We start from the raw sequence: 20,417 nt of genomic DNA on the forward strand, positions 1-20,417 counted from the left end.
AATGAGCCAACCCTGGAGCCCCGACAGCTGGCGGGCACTGCCAATTCAACAGCAACCTCACTACCCGGACGCCGAGCATCTATCCAGGGTCGAACAAAGCCTGGCCAGTTACCCGCCGCTGGTGTTTGCCGGCGAGGCCCGAGAGTTGCGTCGCCAGTTTGCCGAAGTGACCCAGGGCCGCGCGTTTCTGCTGCAAGGCGGCGACTGCGCCGAAAGCTTCATGGAGTTTTCCGCAGGCAAGATTCGCGACACCTTCAAGGTGCTGCTGCAGATGGCCGTGGTCATGACCTTTGCCGCAGGCTGTCCGGTGGTCAAGGTCGGACGCATGGCGGGCCAGTTCGCCAAGCCGCGCTCGGCCAACGATGAAACCATCGACGGCGTTACGCTTCCGGCTTACCGGGGCGACATCGTCAACGGCATCGGCTTCGACGAGAAAAGCCGCGTTCCAGACCCTGATCGTCTGGTGCAGGCCTACAACCAGTCCACCGCCACGCTCAACCTGCTGCGCGCCTTTGCCCAGGGCGGCTTCGCCGACCTGCACCAGGTGCATCAGTGGAACCTGGACTTCATCGCCAATTCGGCGCTGGGTGAAAAGTACAGCCAGCTCGCCGACCGCATCGACGAAACGCTCGCCTTCATGCGCGCCTGCGGCATGGACACTTCGCCCCAATTGCGCGAAACCAGCTTCTTCACGGCCCACGAAGCCCTGCTGCTCAACTACGAAGAAGCCTTTGTCCGCCGTGACAGCCTGACCAACGATTACTACGACTGCTCCGCGCACATGCTGTGGATCGGCGACCGTACCCGGCAACTGGACGGCGCGCATGTCGAGTTTCTGCGCGGCGTGAACAATCCGATCGGCGTCAAGGTCGGGCCGAGCATGAACACTGATGACCTGATCCGTCTGATCGATACTCTCAACCCGGACAATGACCCGGGCCGCTTGAACCTGATTGCGCGCATGGGTGCGAACAAGGTCGGCGATCATCTGCCGCAGCTGATTCGCGCCGTCGAGCGTGAAGGCCGCAAGGTGCTGTGGAGTTCGGACCCGATGCATGGCAACACCATCAAGGCCAGCAGCGGTTACAAGACTCGTGATTTCGCGCAGATTCTGGGCGAGGTCAAGCAGTTCTTCCAGGTGCATCAGGCCGAAGGCACCTATGCAGGCGGCATCCACATCGAGATGACCGGGCAGAACGTCACCGAATGCATCGGCGGCGCCCGGCCTATCACCGAGGATGGCTTGTCGGATCGTTACCACACCCATTGCGACCCACGGATGAATGCCGATCAGTCGCTGGAGCTGGCGTTCCTGATTGCCGAGACACTGAAGCAGGTGCGCCGCTAAGTAATCGCCAGCTCTCCAACGCTTTTGCCAGACGCACCCCGCTGTCGCGCTGGCAATTGACCTGAATCTGCGCCAACCCCAGCCAACCGGCGAGCTGGCGCAGATTGTCCGCCAGGGCCTGCATGCCCTCCTCGTCCAGACCGTTCGGTTCTTCATGCACGGCATGCACCGCCAGACGATCGGCTGCACGCTCGGAACGCAGATCGATCCTTGCGGCGATACGTTCGTTGTGCAGAAACGGCAGCACGTAATAGCCGTATACACGTTTGTGCTGCGGCGTATAAATCTCCAGCCGATAGCGAAAATCGAACAGCCGCTCGGTGCGCGCCCGCTCCCAGACCAGTGAGTCGAACGGCGACAGCAGCGCGCTGGCGTTGACCTTGCGCGGCACCGTGCTGTCCGGCAGACAGAACGCCCTGTGTGTCCAGCCTTGAACCTGAGCAAACTCGAGCGCCCCGTCTTCAACCAGCTCAGCCAGCAGGGTCCGGCTGGGCTGTGGATCCTGACGAAAATAATCGCGCAGGTCCTTCTCGGTGCCAACACCCAGGGCGCCGACCGCGTGCAACAACAGCGCGCGCTGGGCATCGGCTTCGGCGATTTCGGGCTGATCGAGAATATCCGTGGGCAAGACACGTTCGGGCAGGTCGTACAGCCGCTCGAAGCCACGACGCCCGGCCACCGTTACCTCCCCCGCTGCGAACAGCCATTCCAGCGCCTGCTTTTCCACGCTCCAGTCCCACCAGGGTCCGGCTTTTTCCTGACGTGTACTCAAACTGCCCGCACCCAGTGCACCCCGCTCTTGGACGGCTTGCAGCACGCGCTCGATAGCAGGTTGCTGTTCGCGACCGAACCTGGCCAGTCCCTGATAAATACCTTCGCCCTGAGCCGCACGGCGCATCCGCCAGCGCATCAACGGGTAGAGTTCGACAGGCAGCAGCGACGCCTCATGCCCCCAGTATTCGAACAGGCGCCGATGCCGGCCCTGGCTCCACGCGGCCTGATCCAGCAATGTCGGCGAGTACCGGCCCAACCGCGAAAACAGCGGCAGGTAGTGAGAACGCACCAGCGCATTGACCGAGTCGATCTGTAACACGCCGAGTCGGCTGATCAGTTGCGTAACGTGGCTGGACTTGATCGTCGCTGGCGGCTGGCGCCCATTGAAACCCTGAGCAGCCAGTGCCAGACGACGTGCTTGTTTGAGGGACAACTCCATAGGCTTAAGCGCTCCCGGTTCGAACCTTCACGCTAGCCGATTCGAGCCTGTCTTGTCAGCGACTCATGGGATCATCCCAGAACGGACGTTCGGTCTCCTGTTGAATATCGGCCCGGCTCAGACCCAGATCTTTCAACGCGCCATCACTCAGTTGGGCCAGAAGACGGCGCTGGCGATGCAGCTCCTGCCAACGTAAGACGTGATTTTTCATCGACTGCAGCACCTTGCCAAGCGGCGACAGCAGCGACGATCTGGCGACCAGTACATAACCCTTTTGACCTTTCATCATCTTGCCCTCCATGCGGGGATGACTGAAGTCTCGCGCCGGGCTTAGAATCAATCCAACGAATGCTTCTTATGCAACTCATCAGGGAGATTGATGTATTGGCCAATTACCCAAGCATCGACACAGAGCTGCTGCGCACCTTTGTCGCCATCGCTGATCACGGCGGTTTCACCAAGGCAGGCGACGCAGTCAACCGCACCCAATCAGCGGTCAGCATGCAGATGAAGCGACTCGAGGAGGACATCGTCCAGCGCTCGCTGTTTCGCAAGGACGGCCGCACCTTGAGCCTGACAGCCGAGGGCCAGGTGCTGCTCGGCTATGCACGGCGCATTCTCAAGCTGCACAGTGAAGTGTTCAACACGTTGCGAGAGCCGCACATGGTGGGCGTGGTGAAGATCGGCTCGCCCGATGATTACGTGATGCGCTTCCTGCCCGGCATCCTGTCGCAGTTCGCGCAGGCTTATCCGCTGGTCCAGGTCGAAGTGCACTGCGAGCCATCGGACATGCTGCTCCAACGTCACGACCTGGACCTGACCATCGTGACGCGTCAGCCCGGAAACGAGATCGGCCAGTTGTTGCGCCGCGACCATCTGGTGTGGGTCGAGGCCGATGGGCATGCGCCCCACGACCAGACGCCCATGCCGTTGGCGATGTTCAACACGCATTGCTTTTGCCGGGAATGGGCCTGCAATGCGCTGGACACCATCGAGCGTGAATACCGGATCGCCTACAGCAGTGCCAGCATGTCGGCAATCATGGCAGTCGTCGGCGCCGGTCTGGCCGTTACGGCACAGTTGCAGAGCCTGATCACGCCGGATCTGCGTGTCCTTGGCGAAGCGGAAAACCTGCCGCAACTGCCGGTCGCCAGCGTGGTGCTGTTGCGCAACACAAAAAACCCTTCGCCCATCACCGAATGCATGGCCGACTACATTGCCGAGGGCTTCAGACTTTGAGCGCGAGGATCACCGCGCACAGCACCAGAAACACGCAGAACATCAGGCGCAGGGTCCGCTCCGGCAGCGAATGCGCCAGCTTCACGCCCCAACTGATACTGGCCAGTCCGCCGATGGCCAGCGGCAGGCCTATCGACCAGTTCACATGGTCATGCAACGCGTAGGTCACCAGCGTGATGCCCGTGCTGGGCGCCGCCAGAGAGAGCGCCAGACCTTGCGCCACGACCTGAGTGGCACCAAAGGCGCTGGTCAGAATCGGCGTCGCGATGACCCCGCCGCCCACACCGAACAGGCCGCCGGTGACGCCGGAACCGACGCCCAGCATCCACAGTCTGTTCTCGTGACGCAGTTGCGTGCTCGCCTGCCCCTTGCGCCAGAACATCTGTGCAACGTTGAACCCGGTCAGGACGACCAGAAAGCCGATGAACCCCAGCCGCATGCCTTGAGGATCAAGGCGAACCGCCAACAGGGAGGTCAGCCAGGCAAAAACGAAACTGGGAATGATCAGCATCAGGGCGTTGCGCAACAGAATCCGGTTTCGCTGATTGTAGCGCCACAATGCGAGCAACACGTTGGGCAAGACCATCAACAACGCGGTGCCCTGCGCCAGTTGCTGATCCAGTCCGAACAGCACGCCCAGCGCAGGAATCGCCACCAGACCACCGCCGATTCCAAAGAGCCCGCCCAGCGTGCCCATTGCCGCGCCCAACAACACAAACATTACAACGTCGATCACGCCACATCCCCAACCAGTCAATGGCCAAATGCTACGCAGTCTTGAACGTGACGCAAACAACGAATACAGGTAACGCTACTTTTTTCCGGTTCCTGCGAGCCATTGCGTGCTCAGGTCTCAAGACCACATCAGTGGAATTATCTGGCGCATTAAAGATCGCAACACTAAATTAAGCGCTCCTTCACAACGCATGAGGAATTCCCATGGACGCCGATGCCAGTACTACTCCCGACGCCTCCGCCGATTGCGACTCGCTGCTGCTCGATAACCAGTTGTGTTTCGCCCTGTATTCCACCTCGCTGATGATGACCAAGGTGTACAAGCCCTTGCTTCAGGCGCTGGGGCTGACCTATCCGCAATACCTGGCGATGATGGTGCTGTGGGAGCAGGACGGCCTGACTGTCGGCGATGTGAGCACGCGTCTGCTGACAGATCCGGGGTCGCTGACGCCACTGCTCAAGCGTCTAGAAGGTGAAGGCTTTATCAGCCGCACGCGCAGCAAGGAAGACGAGCGCGTAGTGCTGCTGCACCTGACCGAGCAGGGCCGTGCCTTGCAGCAAAAAGCGACGACCGTGCCGGGATGCATTCTGTCAGCCAGTGGCCTGAACATGGATCAGCTGCGCGAGTTGCAAGGCAAGCTGCTGGGCTTGCGCGGGCATTTGCACGACAGCCTGTGAAGGGCATCCGCTCGAAACATGACAACATTTGAACCCGTCGAACCATCGACCCGATGAACCCGACCATAACCCTGCGGGAGCGTCGGCATTTCATCCCGGTCGAGCCCGTCGCACCGCGCTGATCGTTATACACAAGTCTGCCTCGGCACTGATCGTGCCCATCGCTCCGCGTGGGCATGCCGCCCGTGACGCTCCGCGTCACAAATGGTACAGACTGCGGATTCAGTGAGCCGAGCGCATTATTTGTGTAGCGATGAGCCCTGGAGCCTGGACGTGCAGCCTACGACGCTCTGCGCCACATTCGAGAACGGACGCGGAGCGTCCTGAGAGGCGTTACCACGCAGAGCGTGGGGACGATCATCAAACTGTCCAACTTTCGGGGGGCGGTCCAGAGCGCGGGAACGATCAGCGTGATCTCAAGCACGCCGATCATGCCCATGCTTGTGCTCAGCGTTATACCCCAATCCTGCTGCAACGACGGCCCCTGTGGGAGGCAATCATTCATCCATAAAAAGTGCTTCAAGCCCCGTCTGTACGCATACCTCCTCTCGCCCTTTCTGCTCACATCCTCATTCTTTTCAAAAATTAACTTGCGCGCAAAGTATCGTCGGGATACATTCAATTCGCGATTAGTTAGCGCGCAAGTATTTAGCGCGTAATTTCAACCTTTTGAGGACCAACACCCATGAACACTCTCTACACCGCAGTTGCAACCGCCACCGGTGGCCGTGATGGCCGTGCTGTTTCCAGTGACAAAATTCTCGACGTCAAGCTCGCGACCCCGAAAGAACTCGGCGGCGCGGGCGGCGAAGCGACCAACCCTGAGCAGTTGTTTGCCGCCGGTTACTCGGCCTGCTTCATCGGCGCACTGAAGTTCGTCGCTGGTCAAGGCAAGCGCAGCATCCCGGCCGATGCCTCGATCACAGCCCATGTCGGTATCGGCCAGATCCCCGGCGGTTTCGGTCTGGACATCGACCTGCACATCAGCCTGCCAGGCCTGGAACAGGCCGACGCTCAGCAACTGGTCGATGCCGCGCACCAGGTCTGCCCTTACTCCAACGCCACCCGTGGCAACGTCGATGTGCGTCTGCACGTAACCGTCTAAACCCTTACTGCCACAGGAATCGAACATGAAAACCTTCAGCAAAGTCTTGACCGGTACCCTGCTCGCCCTGTCTGTCAGCAGCGCATTTGCCGCAGGCGATTCGGGTGTGGAACACAACACCCAGGCCTTCCTGGATGCCCTTAACTCGGGCACAGGCAAACCTATCGAGCAGCTGTCGCCCAAGGACGCCCGTGCGGTATTGGTCGGCGCTCAGTCCGGCGTGAAACTGACCCTGCCAAAGGCCGACGTCAGCGAGAAGACCATCACGGTCGACGGGCAGTCCATCAGCCTGAATATCGTGCGCCCTGCAGGTGTCAAAGGGACCTTGCCGGTCTTCATGTTCTTCCACGGTGGCGGTTGGGTGCTGGGCGACTTCCAGACTCACGAACGACTGGTTCGGGATCTGGTAGCAGGCTCCGGTGCGGTGGCGGTGTTCGTCAATTACACGCCTTCGCCTGAAGCGCACTACCCGACTGCAATCAATCAGGCCTACGCCGCCACTCGCTGGGTGGCCGAGCACGGCAAGGAAATCAATGTCGACGGCAAGCGTCTGGCTGTGGCCGGTAACAGTGTCGGCGGCAACATGGCGGCAGTCGTGGCGCTGATGGCCAAAGAGAAAGGTACGCCTGCTCTGCGCTACCAAGTGCTGCTGTGGCCGGTCACCGACGCCAACTTCAACACTGCGTCCTACGACCAGTACGCTGAAGGCCACTTCCTGACCCGCAACATGATGAAGTGGTTCTGGGACAACTACACCACCGACGCTGCGAAGCGTAACGAGATCTACGCATCGCCGTTGCGTGCCACGACCGAACAGTTGAAAGGCCTGCCACCTGCGCTGGTTCAGACAGCCAGTGCCGATGTACTGCGCGACGAAGGCGAAGCCTATGCCCGCAAACTGGATCAGGCTGGTGTGCCGGTGACTGCAGTTCGCTACAACGGCATGATCCACGACTACGGTCTGCTCAACGTTGTCAGTCAGGTTCCGGCTGTTCGCTCTGCGATGCTGCAGGCGTCCGAAGAACTGAAAACACACTTGAAGTGACCGCCGCGGTCAAATCGCAGGCAAAAAGAAACCCGCATCGCTGCGGGTTTCTTGCGTAACGGGGTTACAAAACCATGCTTACTTTGCACGGCCTTTGTAGGAACCACCTTCACGGGTATCGATCTCGATCATGTCGCCGATTTCGATGAAGTCAGCAACGCTCAGCTCGGTGCCGTTTTTCAGTTTGGCAGGCTTCATGACCTTGCCGGAAGTGTCGCCACGCGCCGAACCTTCGGTGTAGTCAACCTGACGCACGATGGTGGTCGGCAGCTCTACGGAAACCAGGCGCTCGTCGAAGAATACGGCTTCGCAAACGTCGGTCATGCCTTCTTCAACGAAAGGCAGAACGCTTTCGATGTCTTCGGCGTTCAGTTCGTACATGGTGTAGTCAGTGGTGTCCATGAACGTGTAAGTGTCGCCGCTGATGAAGGACAGGGTCGCTTCCTTGCGGTCGAGGATCACGTCGTCCAGTTTGTCGTCAGCGCTGTAAACGATCTCGGTCTTGTAACCGGTCAGCAGGTTCTTCAGCTTGGTCTTCATGATCGCGCTGTTACGACCGGACTTGGTGAATTCAGCTTTCTGAACCAGCCAAGGATCGTTTTCCAGACGGATCACAGTACCGGGTTTCAGCTCTTTACCAGTTTTCATTGCATATATCCGAATTTGGATTGAATTAACCAAAGGCTCTGTACGAGAAATGGCCTGCGCAGGCACTTTTCGTACAGAGCCTTACATCAAGGCCGCGTATCATAGCGAATTTACATAAAACTGCACCAGCGCTGCCGCAAGATCAGTCCGGGATGCCTGCTCGTCACACCATTGTTTGGCATGCCTTTGGACTTCGGGCCAGTGGTTTGAGAGCAACTGCCAGCTTTCGCTCAGTGCCTGATTGGCATTCCAGGCCTGCCAGAATGCATTGAGCGCCTGGCCGGCCTCAGGCGAAAGCCCCGCCAGATAAAGCTCGAGGAAGGCGTCAAGCTTGGGCAGATGAGCGTCGCCTTCCTGCTGATAGATGTGCCACAACATCGGCCTGCCTGCCCACTGCGCTCGCACGAATGAATCTTCGCCGCGCACCACATTGAAATCGCAGCACCACAGCACTCGGTCGTAATCCTCCTGCCTGACGAACGGCAGCACCTGGACAGCGAGCGAGCCTCGTTGCAGTACCTCACCGACCTGAAGATGATCAACGCCCAGCCACTGGCGCAGGTCGCCCAGAATGCGCCCTTCAGGCACCAGCAGGTGCGTGGCATGTGCATCGCTGGAAAGTGCATCCAGCCAACCGCCAAGCGCCGGGTTCTCGTAGGCAAACACCGAGATCAGACGTGCATCGGTCTGCGGCTCGACACCCAGACGGGAGAGAAAATCCAGTCGTGTTTTGCTGTCGTGCTGAAAGGCTCGACGCTGTTCGATCAAACCGCGCTCACGCAGCAAGCCGCCCGTGGCATCGCGAAAACCGGGGAAGAAAAAGAACTTCTTCAAACCACTGGACTGCAGGGACGGCAGGCCGTGGCAACCTGTGACCCACTCTTCGGCGCTGAGGTAGTCGAGATTCAGCCATACCGGACGTGGCGAGCGTTGCAGCATCGCGTCGGTATAAGCCGCCGGGAGACGACATGCAAAAGCCTCGATCACGCCCTCCGGAATGTCTGTATTCACCCACTCCTTTGGCCAGTGACAGACCTCGACACCTTCATGCCACTGTTGCGCGACCTCAGCATCTGCCTGTGGACACAGGCGAGCGAATGCCGACAAATCATCGATCCACAAACGTATCTTCAGCTCATGCTCGGCGACCAGTTGGCGAGCCAGTCGCCATGTCACGCCGACGTCGCCGTAGTTGTCGACCACGCTGCAAAAAATGTCCCAAGAGGCTTTCATCCTGGCTCCCTGAGGCAGAGTAAGAAAAAAATGCAATTGTCCTTCAGAACAACCCGCCTGCACCAGACTGGAGCCTTTGCGAACGTACGATTGTCATCCACACTCTTCAGGCATGGCACAATCACACTGTGCCCTCTCGCCAGGAATTCAGCCATGCCGTCCCACATCCGCCGTCGCGAACTGTCTGTCTCCGTGAAGTTGATCCTCTGTATCGCTCTGGGCATCTGGCTCGGCGCGATGGCGGTGGGCCTTACCGGCTGGCTGGTCTACAAAAGCCTGCCCCCGGCGCAGACCATGGCTCTGGAAAAGGCTGCTGCGCAACTGGCCGCCCCTCCCGCACCGCAGGTAGAACCGGAAACGGCCATGTTCCGCAAGTATGAGCAGAGCCTGCGGGAAAGCGAAGCACGCCAGGCGCGCGAGCAGGTTCAGGAACAACAGCAACGCAACTTCAGCCGCTCCAAATGCGATTTCTGGATGCAGCAGGACCGTACCGCGCCGAGCGAAAAAAGCCGCGCCAGCATCAATGAATACTGCGGATAACCCATGAACAAGCAGGACGTCTTGCACCGTATCACCGAGAAACTGAAAGTCGATCTGGACATTGCACAACGAGCGGCCCAGACCGCCTATGAAGCTGCGACACACGAAGAAAACATCGCTGAAAACAAGTACGACACACTTGGGCTGGAAGCGTCTTACCTGGCTGCCGGACAGGCCAGGCGAGTGGAGGAAATCCGCCAATCCCTCAAGCGCTATGAGGACTGGTCGCTTAAAAGCTTTGATGAATCATGTGGTATTCAGATCGGTGATTTTATGACGATCGAGAATGGCGCAGGTCAGGTGCAAAACCTGTTTCTGGGGCCTGATGCTGCGGGTCTGAAGGTTCAGGTGAATGACCAACTGATCACCGTTATCACGCCCCATGCGCCGCTGGGACAGCAGCTGTTGGGCAAGTTCGAGGATGACACGGTGCAGATTGTCATCAACGGCAGCCAGCATTGCTTCGAGATTACTCGAACCTTGTAACTCGATCGGTTTGATCAGGGTTGATCACGCCAAGTTTTTATGGGTAAGGTGGCACTGTCGCAGTACTCGGGGCTACATCAAAGCAAGCAAGGACTCACACCCAAGGAGATTTTTCATGACGAACGTCATTGCATTCCCTGACGCCCATGAACGTGATCGCCTGAAGTCCAGTCAAGATCCGGCGTTGAGGTACCTGAACAAAAAAGAGCGACTGCTGATCGATCAATTGCGTTCGACCAGCCACGCGGGACGTCAGTATGTGTACGACTACGCGAGCATCATGCACCTGTCCAGACCGTTGCATCCGGAGCCTGTCGACTGAGCGCATGACCTGCGACTGAAGAAAAAGCATTTATTTGAAGCGCTCGGGGCATCCGCAATGGAGCTCCGGGTATCTCTGCGAGCCCCGAAAACCGGGCACTACGCATATTGCACGTCCGGTCTGAGCGCACACCGGGCCGTTTCTTATCGAATTATTTAATTGCGACCGTCATCAATACGTTATTACGCTCATCATCAGACGAAGGGCGCAGATGACTACGCCCACCCTGTCCAGGCCGATGACTATTGAACCAGCGAATAGACCAGTGCGGTGATGGCGACTACGCCTGCTGCCACAACGAAAACGTTGGACAGCTTGCCCGCGTATTGACGCATGGCGGGTACCTTGTGGATGGCATACATCGGCATCAGGAACAGCAGCGCCGAGATGATCGGACCACCGAGCGTCTCGATCATGCCCAGAATGCTTGGGTTCAGCGTTGCCACAATCCAGCACACCACCAGCATGAACGCTGCGGTTACGCGATCCAGCACCTTGGGCGCAGGACGACGACCCGTTTTGACGATCAGCCCTTTCAGGCCCTCACTCGCACCAATGTAGTGGCCCAGGAACGACTTCGAGATGGCCACGAAGGCAATCAGTGGCGCGACGAACGCAATGGTCGGGTTGCTGAAGTGATTGGCCAGGTAAGACAGAATCGAAATGTTCTGCGCCTTGGCTTCGGCCAGCTGGATCGGCGACAGGGTCAGGACGCAGCTGAACACGAAGAACAGCACCATCACCACCATCAAACCGTGAGCACGCGCCAGAATCTGCGAACTGCGGACTTCCGCGTTCTCGCCGTACTGGCGTTTCTGGTCAACCGCGAAGGCCGAAATGATCGGGGTGTGGTTGAAGGAGAACACCATCACCGGAATGGCCAGCCACAATGTGGGCCAGAATGCCGAAGCTTCGGGCAGTGTGGTTGCAGTGCTCAGAATGCCGCCGGTCCAGTGCGGAATCAGGAACACGGCGAGGAACAGCAGCGCAACGATGAAGGGGTAGACCATCAGGCTCATGGCCTTGACGATGAATCGCTCCCCGCAGCGCACCACGACCAGCAGGCCGACGATCAACAGCAATGCCAGAATGGCACGCGGTGGCGGCTCCAGGTGAAGCTGATGCTCAAGAAAGCTGCCTACCGTGTTGGTGAGCGCCACGCTGTAGATCAGCAGGATCGGAAAGATCGCAAAGAAATACAGCAGAGTGATCAGCGCACCGGCAGCCTTGCCGAAATGCTGTTCGACCACTTCAGTGATGTCGGCGCCTTCACGGCCAGACAGTACAAACCGCGTCAGGCCTCTGTGCGCGTAGAACGTCATCGGAAACGCCAGCACCGCCAGAACCATCAAGGGCCAGAACCCGCCAATGCCTGCGTTGATCGGCAGGAACAGCGTGCCTGCACCAATGGCAGTCCCGAACAGGCCAAGCATCCAGGTGGTGTCGTTGCGATTCCACGCAGTGACGCTCGCAGGTTTTACATCCAGACGTTCTACGACGCCATTTGCCTGATCATTCATCCGGTGGACTCTCCGTGGCCGGTTAATCAAAAAGGGAAACGCATCGAAAAAACCTGGCAGTCAGCGCTTCCCTCGAAAACAGGGGCGGGATTGTCCGGGATTACAGCGAGAAATCAACGTTTTTTGTCCGACAGTTTTGTAAGCACGACGCTGCAGCAGGTACGCCGACATGAACGGAGGCGCGACCAAATCTTCCCTGGAAGTGATGGCGATGCCCCTGAAATGCGGGCCAAAGCCACTCAAAACCTATGCTGCATCGTTTCACCTATGTATAAAGGCTCTGTAACATTCCGGCCACTTCCTGGAGACTCGGCGCATGCGCTACGCGCTTGATCGTAAAGCTCAAACCCACCAGCGGATTGTCAAGGAAGCATCCGTACGTTTTCGCCGGGATGGCATAGGCGCGACTGGCCTTCAACCTTTGATGAAATCGCTGGGGCTGACACACGGTGGCTTCTATGCGCATTTCAAGTCCAAGGATGATCTCGTCGAACAGGCCTTGAAACAGGCCGTCGATGAAGCGAAGGCATTCACTCGCGAAACATTCACAGGACCGGACTCGCTGAGCGAGTTCATAGACGTCTATCTGTCCAGCCCCCACCGTGACGAACCCGGCACCGGCTGTCCGCTGCCGAACATGTGCGCCGAACTGGGTCAGCTGAATCAGCCCAGCCCGCTGACGGACGAAATCATCATTCATTTGCTGGACGCGTTCGACGAAGCTCAGCAAATCGAAAATCCCGAACCCAAAAGCATGCTGGTTCTGTCGAGTCTGGTTGGCGCCCTGATGCTGTCACGCAGCGTGCATGACAAACAGCTGTCGGAACATATTTTGAAAGTTACCCGAGAGCACGTGAAACTTCATATCAGCAAACAGGACACCGCTGAAGTTCTTCTTCAGTCTACTGTGACTGACGAAATACCACTGAATACGTGATATAAAACAGGCCGATGCAATATCGGCCTGTTTTCAGTTAGCGAAACGCAGCTTACTCAACTGTCAGCTTATCCCTGTTCTTTTCGAGAATGGACTTTCCGATACCTTTGACTTCGATCAACTCGTCGACGGATGTGAACTCGCCATTACTTTCACGATAGGCCACGATGGCATCTGCCTTGTTCTTGCCAATACCAGCCAGTTCCTTTTGGAAGGTTTCCGCATCGGCCTTGTTGAGGTTGACGAGGTCAGTGCGTTGCTCCTGCACCGCTACTGAAACCGGGGCTTCGGCGACGACCGGAGTGGGTGAAGGTGCTGCGCTGACAGCGACCGAGGCACTGGTCAGCAGGGCAAACATCAGAGAAGAGAAAAAGGCGGTTCGCATAGTTAACGCTCCATAACAGTTTAAGGCAGCTTTCCGAAGCTGCGCTTGAAACTTAGGGTGAGCGTTATGACATGTCAACGGAGCCTGGCATTGCCAGTTATTACAACAATCCAATTCCCAATAAATACAGGCATCGCACTGATTTTAATAAAGTAACGTCACGTTTCGCTGCGACGTTCCTGATGCATCCAGTCGACAATCTCACCTTCCGGCGTATAACCACTGACTGTTTCACGAAGTAACTGACGCACAGTGGCATAGTCGTCACCATCAACCGCATCCAGCAACCTCGACAGGCGGCCTTTCAAGACATCCCAGGGCAGGTAGTCTTCCGTGGCACTCATGATCATCGGGTGCTCGGTGGCAACCACGTTATCGCCGATCAGCAGTTCCTCATAAAGCTTTTCACCGGGACGCAGCCCCGTGAACTCGATGGAAATATCCCCCTGAGGATTTTTCTCGGAGCGGATACTGAGGCCTGAAAGATGAATCATCTTCTCCGCAAGCTCAATTATCTTCACGGGTTCACCCATGTCGAGGACGAACACGTCACCGCCGTGCCCCATGGAACCTGCCTGGATCACCAGCTGCGCCGCTTCCGGAATGGTCATGAAGTAACGCGTGATTTTGGGATGGGTGACGGTCAGCGGTCCGCCGGTCTGGATCTGCTTGTGGAACAGCGGTATCACCGACCCGGACGACCCCAGCACGTTGCCGAAACGCACCATGGTGAAACGCGTCTTGTTGACCTGATAAACGTTGGCCTTGTCGCCAAAGATGACCGGGGCGGTTTCACGACTGAGCGCCTGCAATATCAGTTCGGCCAGACGCTTGGTACTGCCCATGACGTTGGTCGGCCTGACAGCCTTATCGGTCGAGATGAGCACAAAGTTGGAGACGCCGGCCTGCAACGCCGCCTGTGCGGTATTGAGAGTGCCCACGACGTTGTTGATCACACCTTCGGCAATGTTGTGCTCGACCATCGGCACATGCTTGTAGGCGGCCGCGTGGTAAACCGTGTCGACCTTCCAGGCTTTCATGATCGCCAACAGTTTGGGATGGTTGCGTACCGATCCCAGAATGGGCAACAGCTTGACCCTCAATGACTCGCGGGAGGAACGCTGCTCCAGCTCCGACACGATGCTGTAGAGGTTGAACTCGCTGTGGTCGAGCAGTAGAAGCTTGGTGGGGCCGAGCAGCAAGATCTGTCTGCACAGCTCCGAGCCGATGGATCCGCCAGCCCCGGTGACCAGAACGGTCTGGCCCTTGATGCAGTGCTCCAGCAGGTTCTCACGAGCCGGCACAGCGTCGCGCCCGAGCAGGTCGGCGATGTCGACTTCCTGAAGGTCGTCCACTTTCACACGCCCTGCGGCGAGATCCATGAAGCCCGGAACACTTCGCACGTGCAGCGGGAAACCTTCGAGATAACCCAATATCTCGCGGCGGCGGCCTCGTGATGAAGAGGGAATGGCCAACAGAATTTCCTGGGCGCCCGTGGCATCGATCATTCGTTGAATATGCTTCGGCTTGTAGACCTGAAGCCCGGAAATGACACGATTCGAGATGGATTCGTCATCGTCGATGAACGCGACCGGGTGCATCACGCGCCCCATCCGCAGGGCCGCGACCAACTGATTGCCGGCGGCTCCGGCGCCGTAGATGGCAACCTTCTGCAGACCGTTGTCGCTTCTGGCAAAGGGCACATGCTGTGCGGCCGTAAACCAGTCGCCCAGAAAATACTGCCTCATCGCCAGACGCAGTCCTCCGATCATCACCAGGCTCAACCACCAGTAGTTGAAGATGACCGAGCGCGGTACCAGCTGCTGATGGTTGCTGTACACATAGACCATGCAGCCCAGAATCAGAGAGGAAAGCGTGACGGCCTTGATGATCGCGATCAGGGCATCGTTTCCGAAATAACGCATCACGGCCCGATACATGCCAAACCGGATGAACAAGGGTATGGCAGCCAGAGGAGCACTGATGAAAAGCCAGGTGTGTTTTTCGAGCGGGTTGATCAGCTCATCAATCCCGAGACGGACGACGAACGACATCCACAGGGCGATCCAGACCAGAACAATGTCAGCAGCAACCTGAATTATCCGCTTTTTCCGGCGTGGCAGTGCCAGCAGAATAGATCGCAACTTGCTCATCAATTCGTCAGTACTCCTTCGCTTTGGTCTCGGTTCACTGCGCAAAAACCTTCTCGATGCAACGCTCCACGTGATAGGACACTCAATATCACGTTTAGTTAACTCGTCTCTGCCTGACCGGCGTCGAACCGCAATGCAAGTATCACCAGGGGGACGTAGGCGACAATGAGCCCCACGATCCCTTCTGCATTCGTCAACACGACCCACAGGGCCACAGGAAGCAGCCAGCAGACGTTGATCAGACCCACGACCATAGTGACGGGAAGATGCCCGCCAAGCCGACGTGACGCAAACTGGTAGGCGTGGCTGCGATGTGCTTCATACACCTTTTCCCGGCGTATCAGGCGGCGCAGAAGCGTAACCGTCGCATCCACGACAAACACTCCCAACAGAATCAGCCATGCCCAGAATAGCTGAGGTGAGGACCAGGCTGCTTGAACAGAAAGTATTCCCAGAGCAATGCCCAGAAAACCGCTGCCGGCATCGCCCATGAATATGCGCGCCGGCGGGAAATTCCAATAGAGAAATCCGACAACCGAGGCCGCGAGAAACAGCGCTCCCCAGAGCAGTTCATCAAACCCGCTCAGCGCATAAACAAGGCTGATGCCGCCGCACACCGTTACCGCTTCGACACTGGCGATCCCGTCGATGCCGTCCATGAAATTATAGAGATTGAGCATCCAGACCAGATAGAACACAGCGCAAATCTGACCCACCACACCCAGATCGACCGTCGTGCCCATGACACTGAGCGGAGCCAACCCTCCGGACCAGACCAGTGCCCACACAGCTGCCGCGAAATGGCCCAACAGACGCCAGCGGGCAGCGATGTGCCCATGATCATCCATGAAGCCGATGATCGCGACCAGACCGCCTGCACCGACGATGGCCATCGAAGTTTCCACAGAAATCTGTCCGACGCCCGCCAATACGATAGTCGCGAGCAGGAAGGCGATAACGATCGCAACACCTCCGCCCCTCGGCGTTGGAATGGAATGCGAACTGCGGGCATTGGGGACGTCCAGCAGACTTCTGGATAGCGCGTACCTGCGCAAAAGCGCCGTCAACAACAGGGAAAGCAGCGCAATGGTCGTGATCGCAAGCCACTCAAGCATGTTTGTGTTCCAGATAATGTCGAGCGGTCTCTTTCATCGCGTTTTCAAATCGTATGGGCGGCGCCCAATCGAGCAATTCGCACGTTCTGGCAATATCGACCTGCAGCGAGCCGCACAGTCGCTGGGAAAACTCTTTCTTTCCAAGCAGCGCTGCAGCACGGTGCAGCATCCAGCCCGGAACAGGGATCAGCCGGGCAGGCTTGCCCAGCGCCCTGCCCATCTCATTCAACAAGTCAGTTGTAGACAGGTCATGACCGTCACTGACCAGGAATGTCTGTCCTGCCGCTGCCGGATGAGCAACGCAGGTGGCCACAAGGTCCACCAGATTACCCAGAGCCACCAGGCTGCGACGATTATTGATCGCACCCAGCGGCAAGGGCACTCGCCTGTCCAGCCAGCGCATCATGTTGAGAAAGTTGGCCTTCACCCCCGGTCCGTAGACCAGCACCGGACGAATGATCACTACTTCCATACCCGTACGAGAGGACAACTCACGCAGCCCTTGCTCGGCCTTGTACTTGGACACGCCGTAAGGATCGGCAGGGTCGCATTTATCTGTAGCCTTGAATGGCTGGCCCGGCAGCGTGATTTCGCCATTGACCTTGATCGAACTGAGAAAGATGAACCGCCGCACGCCTGCCGCAGCGGCCTGCTCTGCCAGGTTGAGTGTTGCCTCGACATTGGCGCGAAAATATTCCGCCTCAGGGTGCGCAACCGAATCATTCAACACATGAACACGCGCCGCGCAGTGAATCACTGTACTTGCGCCTTCAACGAAGGAAGCCCATTGATTGTCCGGCGAAAGGGAGCCAACGGTAAGCGGATGGATACGCTCGCTGGGATGAACGTAAGGACCGCGTACCGCAACACGCAGTCGGTAATCGGTCTTTTCGATCAACTGACGAACGAGGGCACTGCCAACGAAGCCTGTTGCACCTGTTATCGCAACCCATGCAGCCTCATCGTTCATAGCGCAACGCCTTTTCAAAGCGTGGAAATATTACTGACGTGAGATATTTTAGCAACCTTAATCACTTGTAAATGCCATTTTTCAAGAACCCGCCGATGGCCTTGTCGCCAATCAGGAATCATTGCTTTCAACAACCCGCGATTCAAAACAATTGACATCGGCCGGACTTCCGAACTTCAACTGACACACTAAGAGCGCGATGAATTTTTCTTTAATCAGGGAATAATCAATTCAACCACCCGTTTATGCAGCGAATACTTGCGCTCCAATACCTGCCCCAAGGACCTCTTCGCAGTCGGCTCGCCGTGAACCAGTCGTATTTGCGCCGGCCATTCATCCATACCCGTCACGAACGCGACCAGCCCCGCCTGATCGGCGTGTGCCGAATACCCGTTGACCGTCGAAACGCCCGCAAGAATATCGAAGCGCTCCCGATCGAGCTCGACATACCCGCCGCGCGGACCATGCATCTGGATGGCTGCACCCGGCGTACCCCTGGCCTGATAACCGACGAAGAGTACGTTGTGACGGCTTTCGCCCAGCATGGCCTTGAGGTAATTGACGATGCGTCCGCCTGCACACATTCCGTTGCCCGCGATGACGATGGCCGGGCGAGCGGTGCTGGTCAGGTAGTTGACGACCTGCAAGTGGCTGGCGTGGCTATCGACGGTAATCAATTGGGAGAAGCCCAGAGGCGCCCTGCCCTGCTGCAGACGCTCGCGGGCGTCTTCGCTCCAGTAGTCGGAGAAGGACTGATAGACCCTGGTAAAACGGCTGGCCAGCGGTGAATCAAGAATGATGGGCAACTGCGGCCAGTCGACCATGGACGCCTCATCGCTTGCAGGATCGACAGCGAGTGCACTAGAGAGCCCTTTCCTCTGGAGAATGTCCTCCAGCTCATACAGAAGCTCCTGAGTGCGCCCCAGACTGAAGGCGGGGATCAGCACGGTGCCCTTATCCTCCAGCGCCTTGTCGATCAGTTGCTCAAGGCGACCCTGGCGAGTGTTTCGATCTTCGTGAAGACGATCACCATAGGTTGACTCCAGCACCAGTACATCAGCGCGCTCAGGCGGCCGGGGCGCAGGCAGGAAAGGTGTATTCGATGCTCCCAGGTCACCGGAGAACACCACACGCTGCGAACGGTTTTCCAGCGGATAGGTGAGATCGCATTCGATGCAGGCTGATCCCAGGATATGACCCGCACGCTGCAGTCTGACCCTGCAATGCAGCGATTCGGTGGCGATCAGCTCGAACCAGCTGTCAAAGGGCAGCGCAATGATTCGCTTGCCGATAGCATCGAGATGGCGGTTTACCTGCGCAGAATCCTGGCCGAACTGGATGCCGAGGATGTCTTCCATGACCAGCGGCAACAGGTGAGCACTGGGCTCACTGCAGATGATCGGCCCCTTGTAACCGCTCGCCAGCAACTCCGGAATACGCCCTACATGGTCGTTATGCACGTGAGTCAAGAGAAGCGCCCGGATACTTGCAGGGGAAAAACCGAACCCTGTCACGTCAGAGTTCTCGGCAGCCTGCACCGAACCACAATCAATCAACAGATTGTTTACAGCATCCATGCACAACTGATGGCACGAGCCCGTCACGGTCTCTATTGCACCGTGATGCACAAGTTTGGGATAAGACATTCAACTACCTTTGTGTAAAGGCCAGAACGGATAGCGGGTAATTCTGGCAAGCGACTCGTGTTGTAAGCCCGCTCTATTCTGCACCCGAAAATCCGGCATTCAAGCCTTGACACAAGATGGCCCAGCGACAACAAACAGACGTCTAATTGAACAGGCAACCGGCAGGCCCAGCAAAATGGGCCTGCAGTAGAACAACCGGAAAACGTCTTACGACAATGATGAGTATTCCATTACAAAACAGGAAAACTCTTACAAGACCAAAAGCACAATTACCAACTGAAGGCACTCAACTCCGACAACCGATAATGCCTCAGGTCGGAATAAGTAGCTGCCAAAAAAAATAAACTGAAGAAAGCGGAAATCCAGACTGCCGGACATGGGTCCGGCGATGCCTGATCTACTCGGCCTTGATTGATCGAGGATAGGACGAGCGCTTGCTGCGCAGACTCGCGATCCAGGCGAAAAGCGGACCTATCAGCATGCCGATCAACAGGGCACATACGACCGGCACAGCAAAAGGGAGTTGCGGTGCCGACCAACCGAAAAGAACCAGACCGACAGGCTGCCGATTTTCCAACACAAAAACCGTCGTGGCCAACACGATGAACAGCACAACAGCAATCAGAATGACTCGTTTGAAAAGACGCATCGGGTGATCCTTCGATTTACGATTCAGAGGCCTTCTTCTTCGTCCTCATTGACCCGGTCACGCAGTTCCTTGCCCGGCTTGAAATGGGGGACGAACTTGCCGTCAAGGCTGACCGACTGGCCCGTTTTGGGATTGCGCCCTACGCGGGGTGCACGGTAATGCAGGGAAAAGCTGCCAAACCCACGGATCTCGATACGGTCGCCCGTCGCGAGGCACTGGGACATTTGTTCAAGCATGGTCTTGATGGCCAACTCGACATCCTTGGATGAGAGCAGCCCTTGATGGGTGACAATTCGTTCGATCAACTCCGACTTCGTCATATTTTTCCCTTCTTTTTCAAGCAGCTAGGTCAGCGCTCCGAAGGTTTTAGCATGGTCGGATGAATTTGAACAGCCCGTCTCTTGACTTATGTGAAGCGTTGTCAATGACTTACTGCAGCAAGACGGATAT

At 57.5% G+C, this 20,417-nt stretch carries 22 protein-coding genes; 9 read left to right on the forward strand and 13 right to left on the reverse strand.

The genetic code is table 11. The features are described 5' to 3' along the window. Position 1 precedes the first annotated feature (1 nt). The gene (locus AC0IXS_RS06615) at positions 2-1,348 is read left to right on the forward strand and encodes a class II 3-deoxy-7-phosphoheptulonate synthase (RefSeq protein ID WP_043304254.1); all 1,347 of its coding nucleotides are present in this window, start codon (positions 2-4) and stop codon (positions 1,346-1,348) included. Here AC0IXS_RS06615 and AC0IXS_RS06620 read toward each other — a convergent pair. Beyond that, positions 1,230-2,561, reverse strand: coding sequence for a winged helix-turn-helix domain-containing protein (locus tag AC0IXS_RS06620; protein WP_241151744.1), 1,332 nt, complete (start codon positions 2,559-2,561; stop codon positions 1,230-1,232). The two genes, AC0IXS_RS06615 and AC0IXS_RS06620, sit on opposite strands and share 119 nt — an antisense overlap. A gap of 55 nt (positions 2,562-2,616) precedes the next feature. Continuing rightward, entirely contained in the window at positions 2,617-2,850 is a 234-nt protein-coding gene (locus AC0IXS_RS06625; protein ID WP_025993782.1) for a DUF1127 domain-containing protein, read from the reverse strand. A 95-nt stretch (positions 2,851-2,945) separates the two neighbouring features. Between AC0IXS_RS06625 and AC0IXS_RS06630 the strand changes: the two genes are divergently transcribed. Then, positions 2,946-3,800: a LysR substrate-binding domain-containing protein gene (locus tag AC0IXS_RS06630; protein ID WP_206336054.1), complete on the forward strand. Its 855-nt coding sequence runs from the start codon at positions 2,946-2,948 to the stop codon at positions 3,798-3,800. On the opposite strand, the gene AC0IXS_RS06635 is transcribed toward AC0IXS_RS06630, so the two are convergent. Then, entirely contained in the window at positions 3,790-4,536 is a 747-nt protein-coding gene (locus AC0IXS_RS06635; RefSeq protein WP_057408198.1) for a sulfite exporter TauE/SafE family protein, read from the reverse strand. The two genes, AC0IXS_RS06630 and AC0IXS_RS06635, sit on opposite strands and share 11 nt — an antisense overlap. A gap of 203 nt (positions 4,537-4,739) precedes the next feature. On the opposite strand from AC0IXS_RS06635, the gene AC0IXS_RS06640 reads away from it, so the two are divergent. From AC0IXS_RS06640 to AC0IXS_RS06650, 3 genes are all read left to right on the forward strand, one after another. Then, entirely contained in the window at positions 4,740-5,213 is a 474-nt protein-coding gene (locus tag AC0IXS_RS06640; RefSeq protein WP_025993787.1) for a MarR family winged helix-turn-helix transcriptional regulator, read from the forward strand. Positions 5,214-5,898: 685 nt separating this feature from the next. Then, entirely contained in the window at positions 5,899-6,318 is a 420-nt protein-coding gene (locus AC0IXS_RS06645) for an organic hydroperoxide resistance protein (RefSeq protein ID WP_025993854.1), read from the forward strand. 25 nt (positions 6,319-6,343) lie between these two features. Beyond that, positions 6,344-7,363, forward strand: a complete 1,020-nt coding sequence (locus AC0IXS_RS06650; RefSeq protein ID WP_449126283.1) for an alpha/beta hydrolase — start codon at positions 6,344-6,346, stop codon at positions 7,361-7,363. Between the two features lie 78 nt (positions 7,364-7,441). Here the strand turns inward: AC0IXS_RS06650 and AC0IXS_RS06655 are convergent, their stop codons facing one another. Both AC0IXS_RS06655 and earP read right to left on the reverse strand, forming a co-directional pair. Further along, positions 7,442-8,011: an elongation factor P gene (locus AC0IXS_RS06655; protein WP_003373297.1), complete on the reverse strand. Its 570-nt coding sequence runs from the start codon at positions 8,009-8,011 to the stop codon at positions 7,442-7,444. Between the two features lie 99 nt (positions 8,012-8,110). After that, positions 8,111-9,244, reverse strand: coding sequence for an elongation factor P maturation arginine rhamnosyltransferase EarP (gene earP, locus AC0IXS_RS06660; RefSeq protein WP_137202885.1), 1,134 nt, complete (start codon positions 9,242-9,244; stop codon positions 8,111-8,113). 153 nt (positions 9,245-9,397) lie between these two features. On the opposite strand from earP, the gene AC0IXS_RS06665 reads away from it, so the two are divergent. The 3 genes from AC0IXS_RS06665 (at position 9,398) to AC0IXS_RS06675 (ending at position 10,592) form a co-directional block, all read left to right on the forward strand. Then, positions 9,398-9,784: a hypothetical protein gene (locus AC0IXS_RS06665; protein WP_137202886.1), complete on the forward strand. Its 387-nt coding sequence runs from the start codon at positions 9,398-9,400 to the stop codon at positions 9,782-9,784. 3 nt (positions 9,785-9,787) lie between these two features. Next, complete coding sequence (locus AC0IXS_RS06670) at positions 9,788-10,270, forward strand: GreA/GreB family elongation factor (protein WP_057410510.1); 483 nt, start codon at positions 9,788-9,790, stop codon at positions 10,268-10,270. A 115-nt stretch (positions 10,271-10,385) separates the two neighbouring features. Continuing rightward, the gene (locus tag AC0IXS_RS06675; RefSeq protein ID WP_025993849.1) at positions 10,386-10,592 is read left to right on the forward strand and encodes a hypothetical protein; all 207 of its coding nucleotides are present in this window, start codon (positions 10,386-10,388) and stop codon (positions 10,590-10,592) included. Between the two features lie 242 nt (positions 10,593-10,834). Here the strand turns inward: AC0IXS_RS06675 and AC0IXS_RS06680 are convergent, their stop codons facing one another. Beyond that, entirely contained in the window at positions 10,835-12,112 is a 1,278-nt protein-coding gene (locus AC0IXS_RS06680; protein ID WP_122690852.1) for an aromatic amino acid transport family protein, read from the reverse strand. A gap of 316 nt (positions 12,113-12,428) precedes the next feature. Between AC0IXS_RS06680 and AC0IXS_RS06685 the strand changes: the two genes are divergently transcribed. After that, positions 12,429-13,049, forward strand: coding sequence for a TetR/AcrR family transcriptional regulator (locus AC0IXS_RS06685; RefSeq protein ID WP_057410509.1), 621 nt, complete (start codon positions 12,429-12,431; stop codon positions 13,047-13,049). Between the two features lie 52 nt (positions 13,050-13,101). Here AC0IXS_RS06685 and AC0IXS_RS06690 read toward each other — a convergent pair whose 3' ends face one another. The 7 genes from AC0IXS_RS06690 to ihfB all read right to left on the reverse strand — a co-directional run bounded on the left by AC0IXS_RS06690 (position 13,102) and on the right by ihfB (position 20,287). After that, on the reverse strand, positions 13,102-13,434 hold the full coding sequence (locus AC0IXS_RS06690; RefSeq protein WP_057410508.1) for a ComEA family DNA-binding protein: 333 nt from the start codon (positions 13,432-13,434) through the stop codon (positions 13,102-13,104). 158 nt (positions 13,435-13,592) lie between these two features. Then, entirely contained in the window at positions 13,593-15,587 is a 1,995-nt protein-coding gene (locus AC0IXS_RS06695) for a polysaccharide biosynthesis protein (protein WP_191957825.1), read from the reverse strand. Positions 15,588-15,685: 98 nt separating this feature from the next. Then, positions 15,686-16,702, reverse strand: coding sequence for an MraY family glycosyltransferase (locus tag AC0IXS_RS06700; protein WP_057410506.1), 1,017 nt, complete (start codon positions 16,700-16,702; stop codon positions 15,686-15,688). Further along, positions 16,695-17,672, reverse strand: a complete 978-nt coding sequence (locus AC0IXS_RS06705; RefSeq protein ID WP_057410505.1) for a UDP-glucose 4-epimerase family protein — start codon at positions 17,670-17,672, stop codon at positions 16,695-16,697. Before AC0IXS_RS06705 ends, AC0IXS_RS06700 begins: the two co-directional genes overlap by 8 nt. 215 nt (positions 17,673-17,887) lie before the next feature. Then, positions 17,888-19,318 carry an MBL fold metallo-hydrolase RNA specificity domain-containing protein gene (locus tag AC0IXS_RS06710; protein WP_057410504.1) on the reverse strand — a complete coding sequence of 477 codons (1,431 nt, stop codon included), beginning with the start codon at positions 19,316-19,318 and terminating at the stop codon, positions 17,888-17,890. A gap of 397 nt (positions 19,319-19,715) precedes the next feature. Beyond that, entirely contained in the window at positions 19,716-19,967 is a 252-nt protein-coding gene (locus AC0IXS_RS06715) for a lipopolysaccharide assembly protein LapA domain-containing protein (protein WP_025993842.1), read from the reverse strand. Positions 19,968-19,990: 23 nt separating this feature from the next. After that, positions 19,991-20,287, reverse strand: coding sequence for an integration host factor subunit beta (gene ihfB, locus AC0IXS_RS06720; RefSeq protein WP_003369729.1), 297 nt, complete (start codon positions 20,285-20,287; stop codon positions 19,991-19,993). Between the last annotated feature and the right edge of the window lie 130 nt (positions 20,288-20,417).

It is taken from the genome of Pseudomonas sp. AC016, assembly GCF_979253365.1.

What these genes read in the sequence shown, in the direction of transcription:
- AC0IXS_RS06680 (WP_122690852.1), bottom strand. Translation starts at nt 12,112, where the DNA reads ATGAATGATCAGGCAAATGGCGTCGTAGAACGTCTGGATGTAAAACCT.
- AC0IXS_RS06655 (WP_003373297.1), bottom strand. Translation starts at nt 8,011, where the DNA reads ATGAAAACTGGTAAAGAGCTGAAACCCGGTACTGTGATCCGTCTGGAA.
- AC0IXS_RS06665 (WP_137202886.1), top strand. Translation starts at nt 9,398, where the DNA reads ATGCCGTCCCACATCCGCCGTCGCGAACTGTCTGTCTCCGTGAAGTTG.
- AC0IXS_RS06675 (WP_025993849.1), top strand. Translation starts at nt 10,386, where the DNA reads ATGACGAACGTCATTGCATTCCCTGACGCCCATGAACGTGATCGCCTG.
- AC0IXS_RS06640 (WP_025993787.1), top strand. Translation starts at nt 4,740, where the DNA reads ATGGACGCCGATGCCAGTACTACTCCCGACGCCTCCGCCGATTGCGAC.
- AC0IXS_RS06615 (WP_043304254.1), top strand. Translation starts at nt 2, where the DNA reads ATGAGCCAACCCTGGAGCCCCGACAGCTGGCGGGCACTGCCAATTCAA.
- AC0IXS_RS06645 (WP_025993854.1), top strand. Translation starts at nt 5,899, where the DNA reads ATGAACACTCTCTACACCGCAGTTGCAACCGCCACCGGTGGCCGTGAT.
- AC0IXS_RS06715 (WP_025993842.1), bottom strand. Translation starts at nt 19,967, where the DNA reads ATGCGTCTTTTCAAACGAGTCATTCTGATTGCTGTTGTGCTGTTCATC.
- AC0IXS_RS06690 (WP_057410508.1), bottom strand. Translation starts at nt 13,434, where the DNA reads ATGCGAACCGCCTTTTTCTCTTCTCTGATGTTTGCCCTGCTGACCAGT.
- AC0IXS_RS06700 (WP_057410506.1), bottom strand. Translation starts at nt 16,702, where the DNA reads ATGCTTGAGTGGCTTGCGATCACGACCATTGCGCTGCTTTCCCTGTTG.
- AC0IXS_RS06625 (WP_025993782.1), bottom strand. Translation starts at nt 2,850, where the DNA reads ATGATGAAAGGTCAAAAGGGTTATGTACTGGTCGCCAGATCGTCGCTG.
- AC0IXS_RS06705 (WP_057410505.1), bottom strand. Translation starts at nt 17,672, where the DNA reads ATGAACGATGAGGCTGCATGGGTTGCGATAACAGGTGCAACAGGCTTC.
- AC0IXS_RS06710 (WP_057410504.1), bottom strand. Translation starts at nt 19,318, where the DNA reads ATGTCTTATCCCAAACTTGTGCATCACGGTGCAATAGAGACCGTGACG.
- earP (WP_137202885.1), bottom strand. Translation starts at nt 9,244, where the DNA reads ATGAAAGCCTCTTGGGACATTTTTTGCAGCGTGGTCGACAACTACGGC.
- AC0IXS_RS06685 (WP_057410509.1), top strand. Translation starts at nt 12,429, where the DNA reads ATGCGCTACGCGCTTGATCGTAAAGCTCAAACCCACCAGCGGATTGTC.
- ihfB (WP_003369729.1), bottom strand. Translation starts at nt 20,287, where the DNA reads ATGACGAAGTCGGAGTTGATCGAACGAATTGTCACCCATCAAGGGCTG.
- AC0IXS_RS06670 (WP_057410510.1), top strand. Translation starts at nt 9,788, where the DNA reads ATGAACAAGCAGGACGTCTTGCACCGTATCACCGAGAAACTGAAAGTC.
- AC0IXS_RS06695 (WP_191957825.1), bottom strand. Translation starts at nt 15,587, where the DNA reads ATGAGCAAGTTGCGATCTATTCTGCTGGCACTGCCACGCCGGAAAAAG.
- AC0IXS_RS06650 (WP_449126283.1), top strand. Translation starts at nt 6,344, where the DNA reads ATGAAAACCTTCAGCAAAGTCTTGACCGGTACCCTGCTCGCCCTGTCT.
- AC0IXS_RS06620 (WP_241151744.1), bottom strand. Translation starts at nt 2,561, where the DNA reads ATGGAGTTGTCCCTCAAACAAGCACGTCGTCTGGCACTGGCTGCTCAG.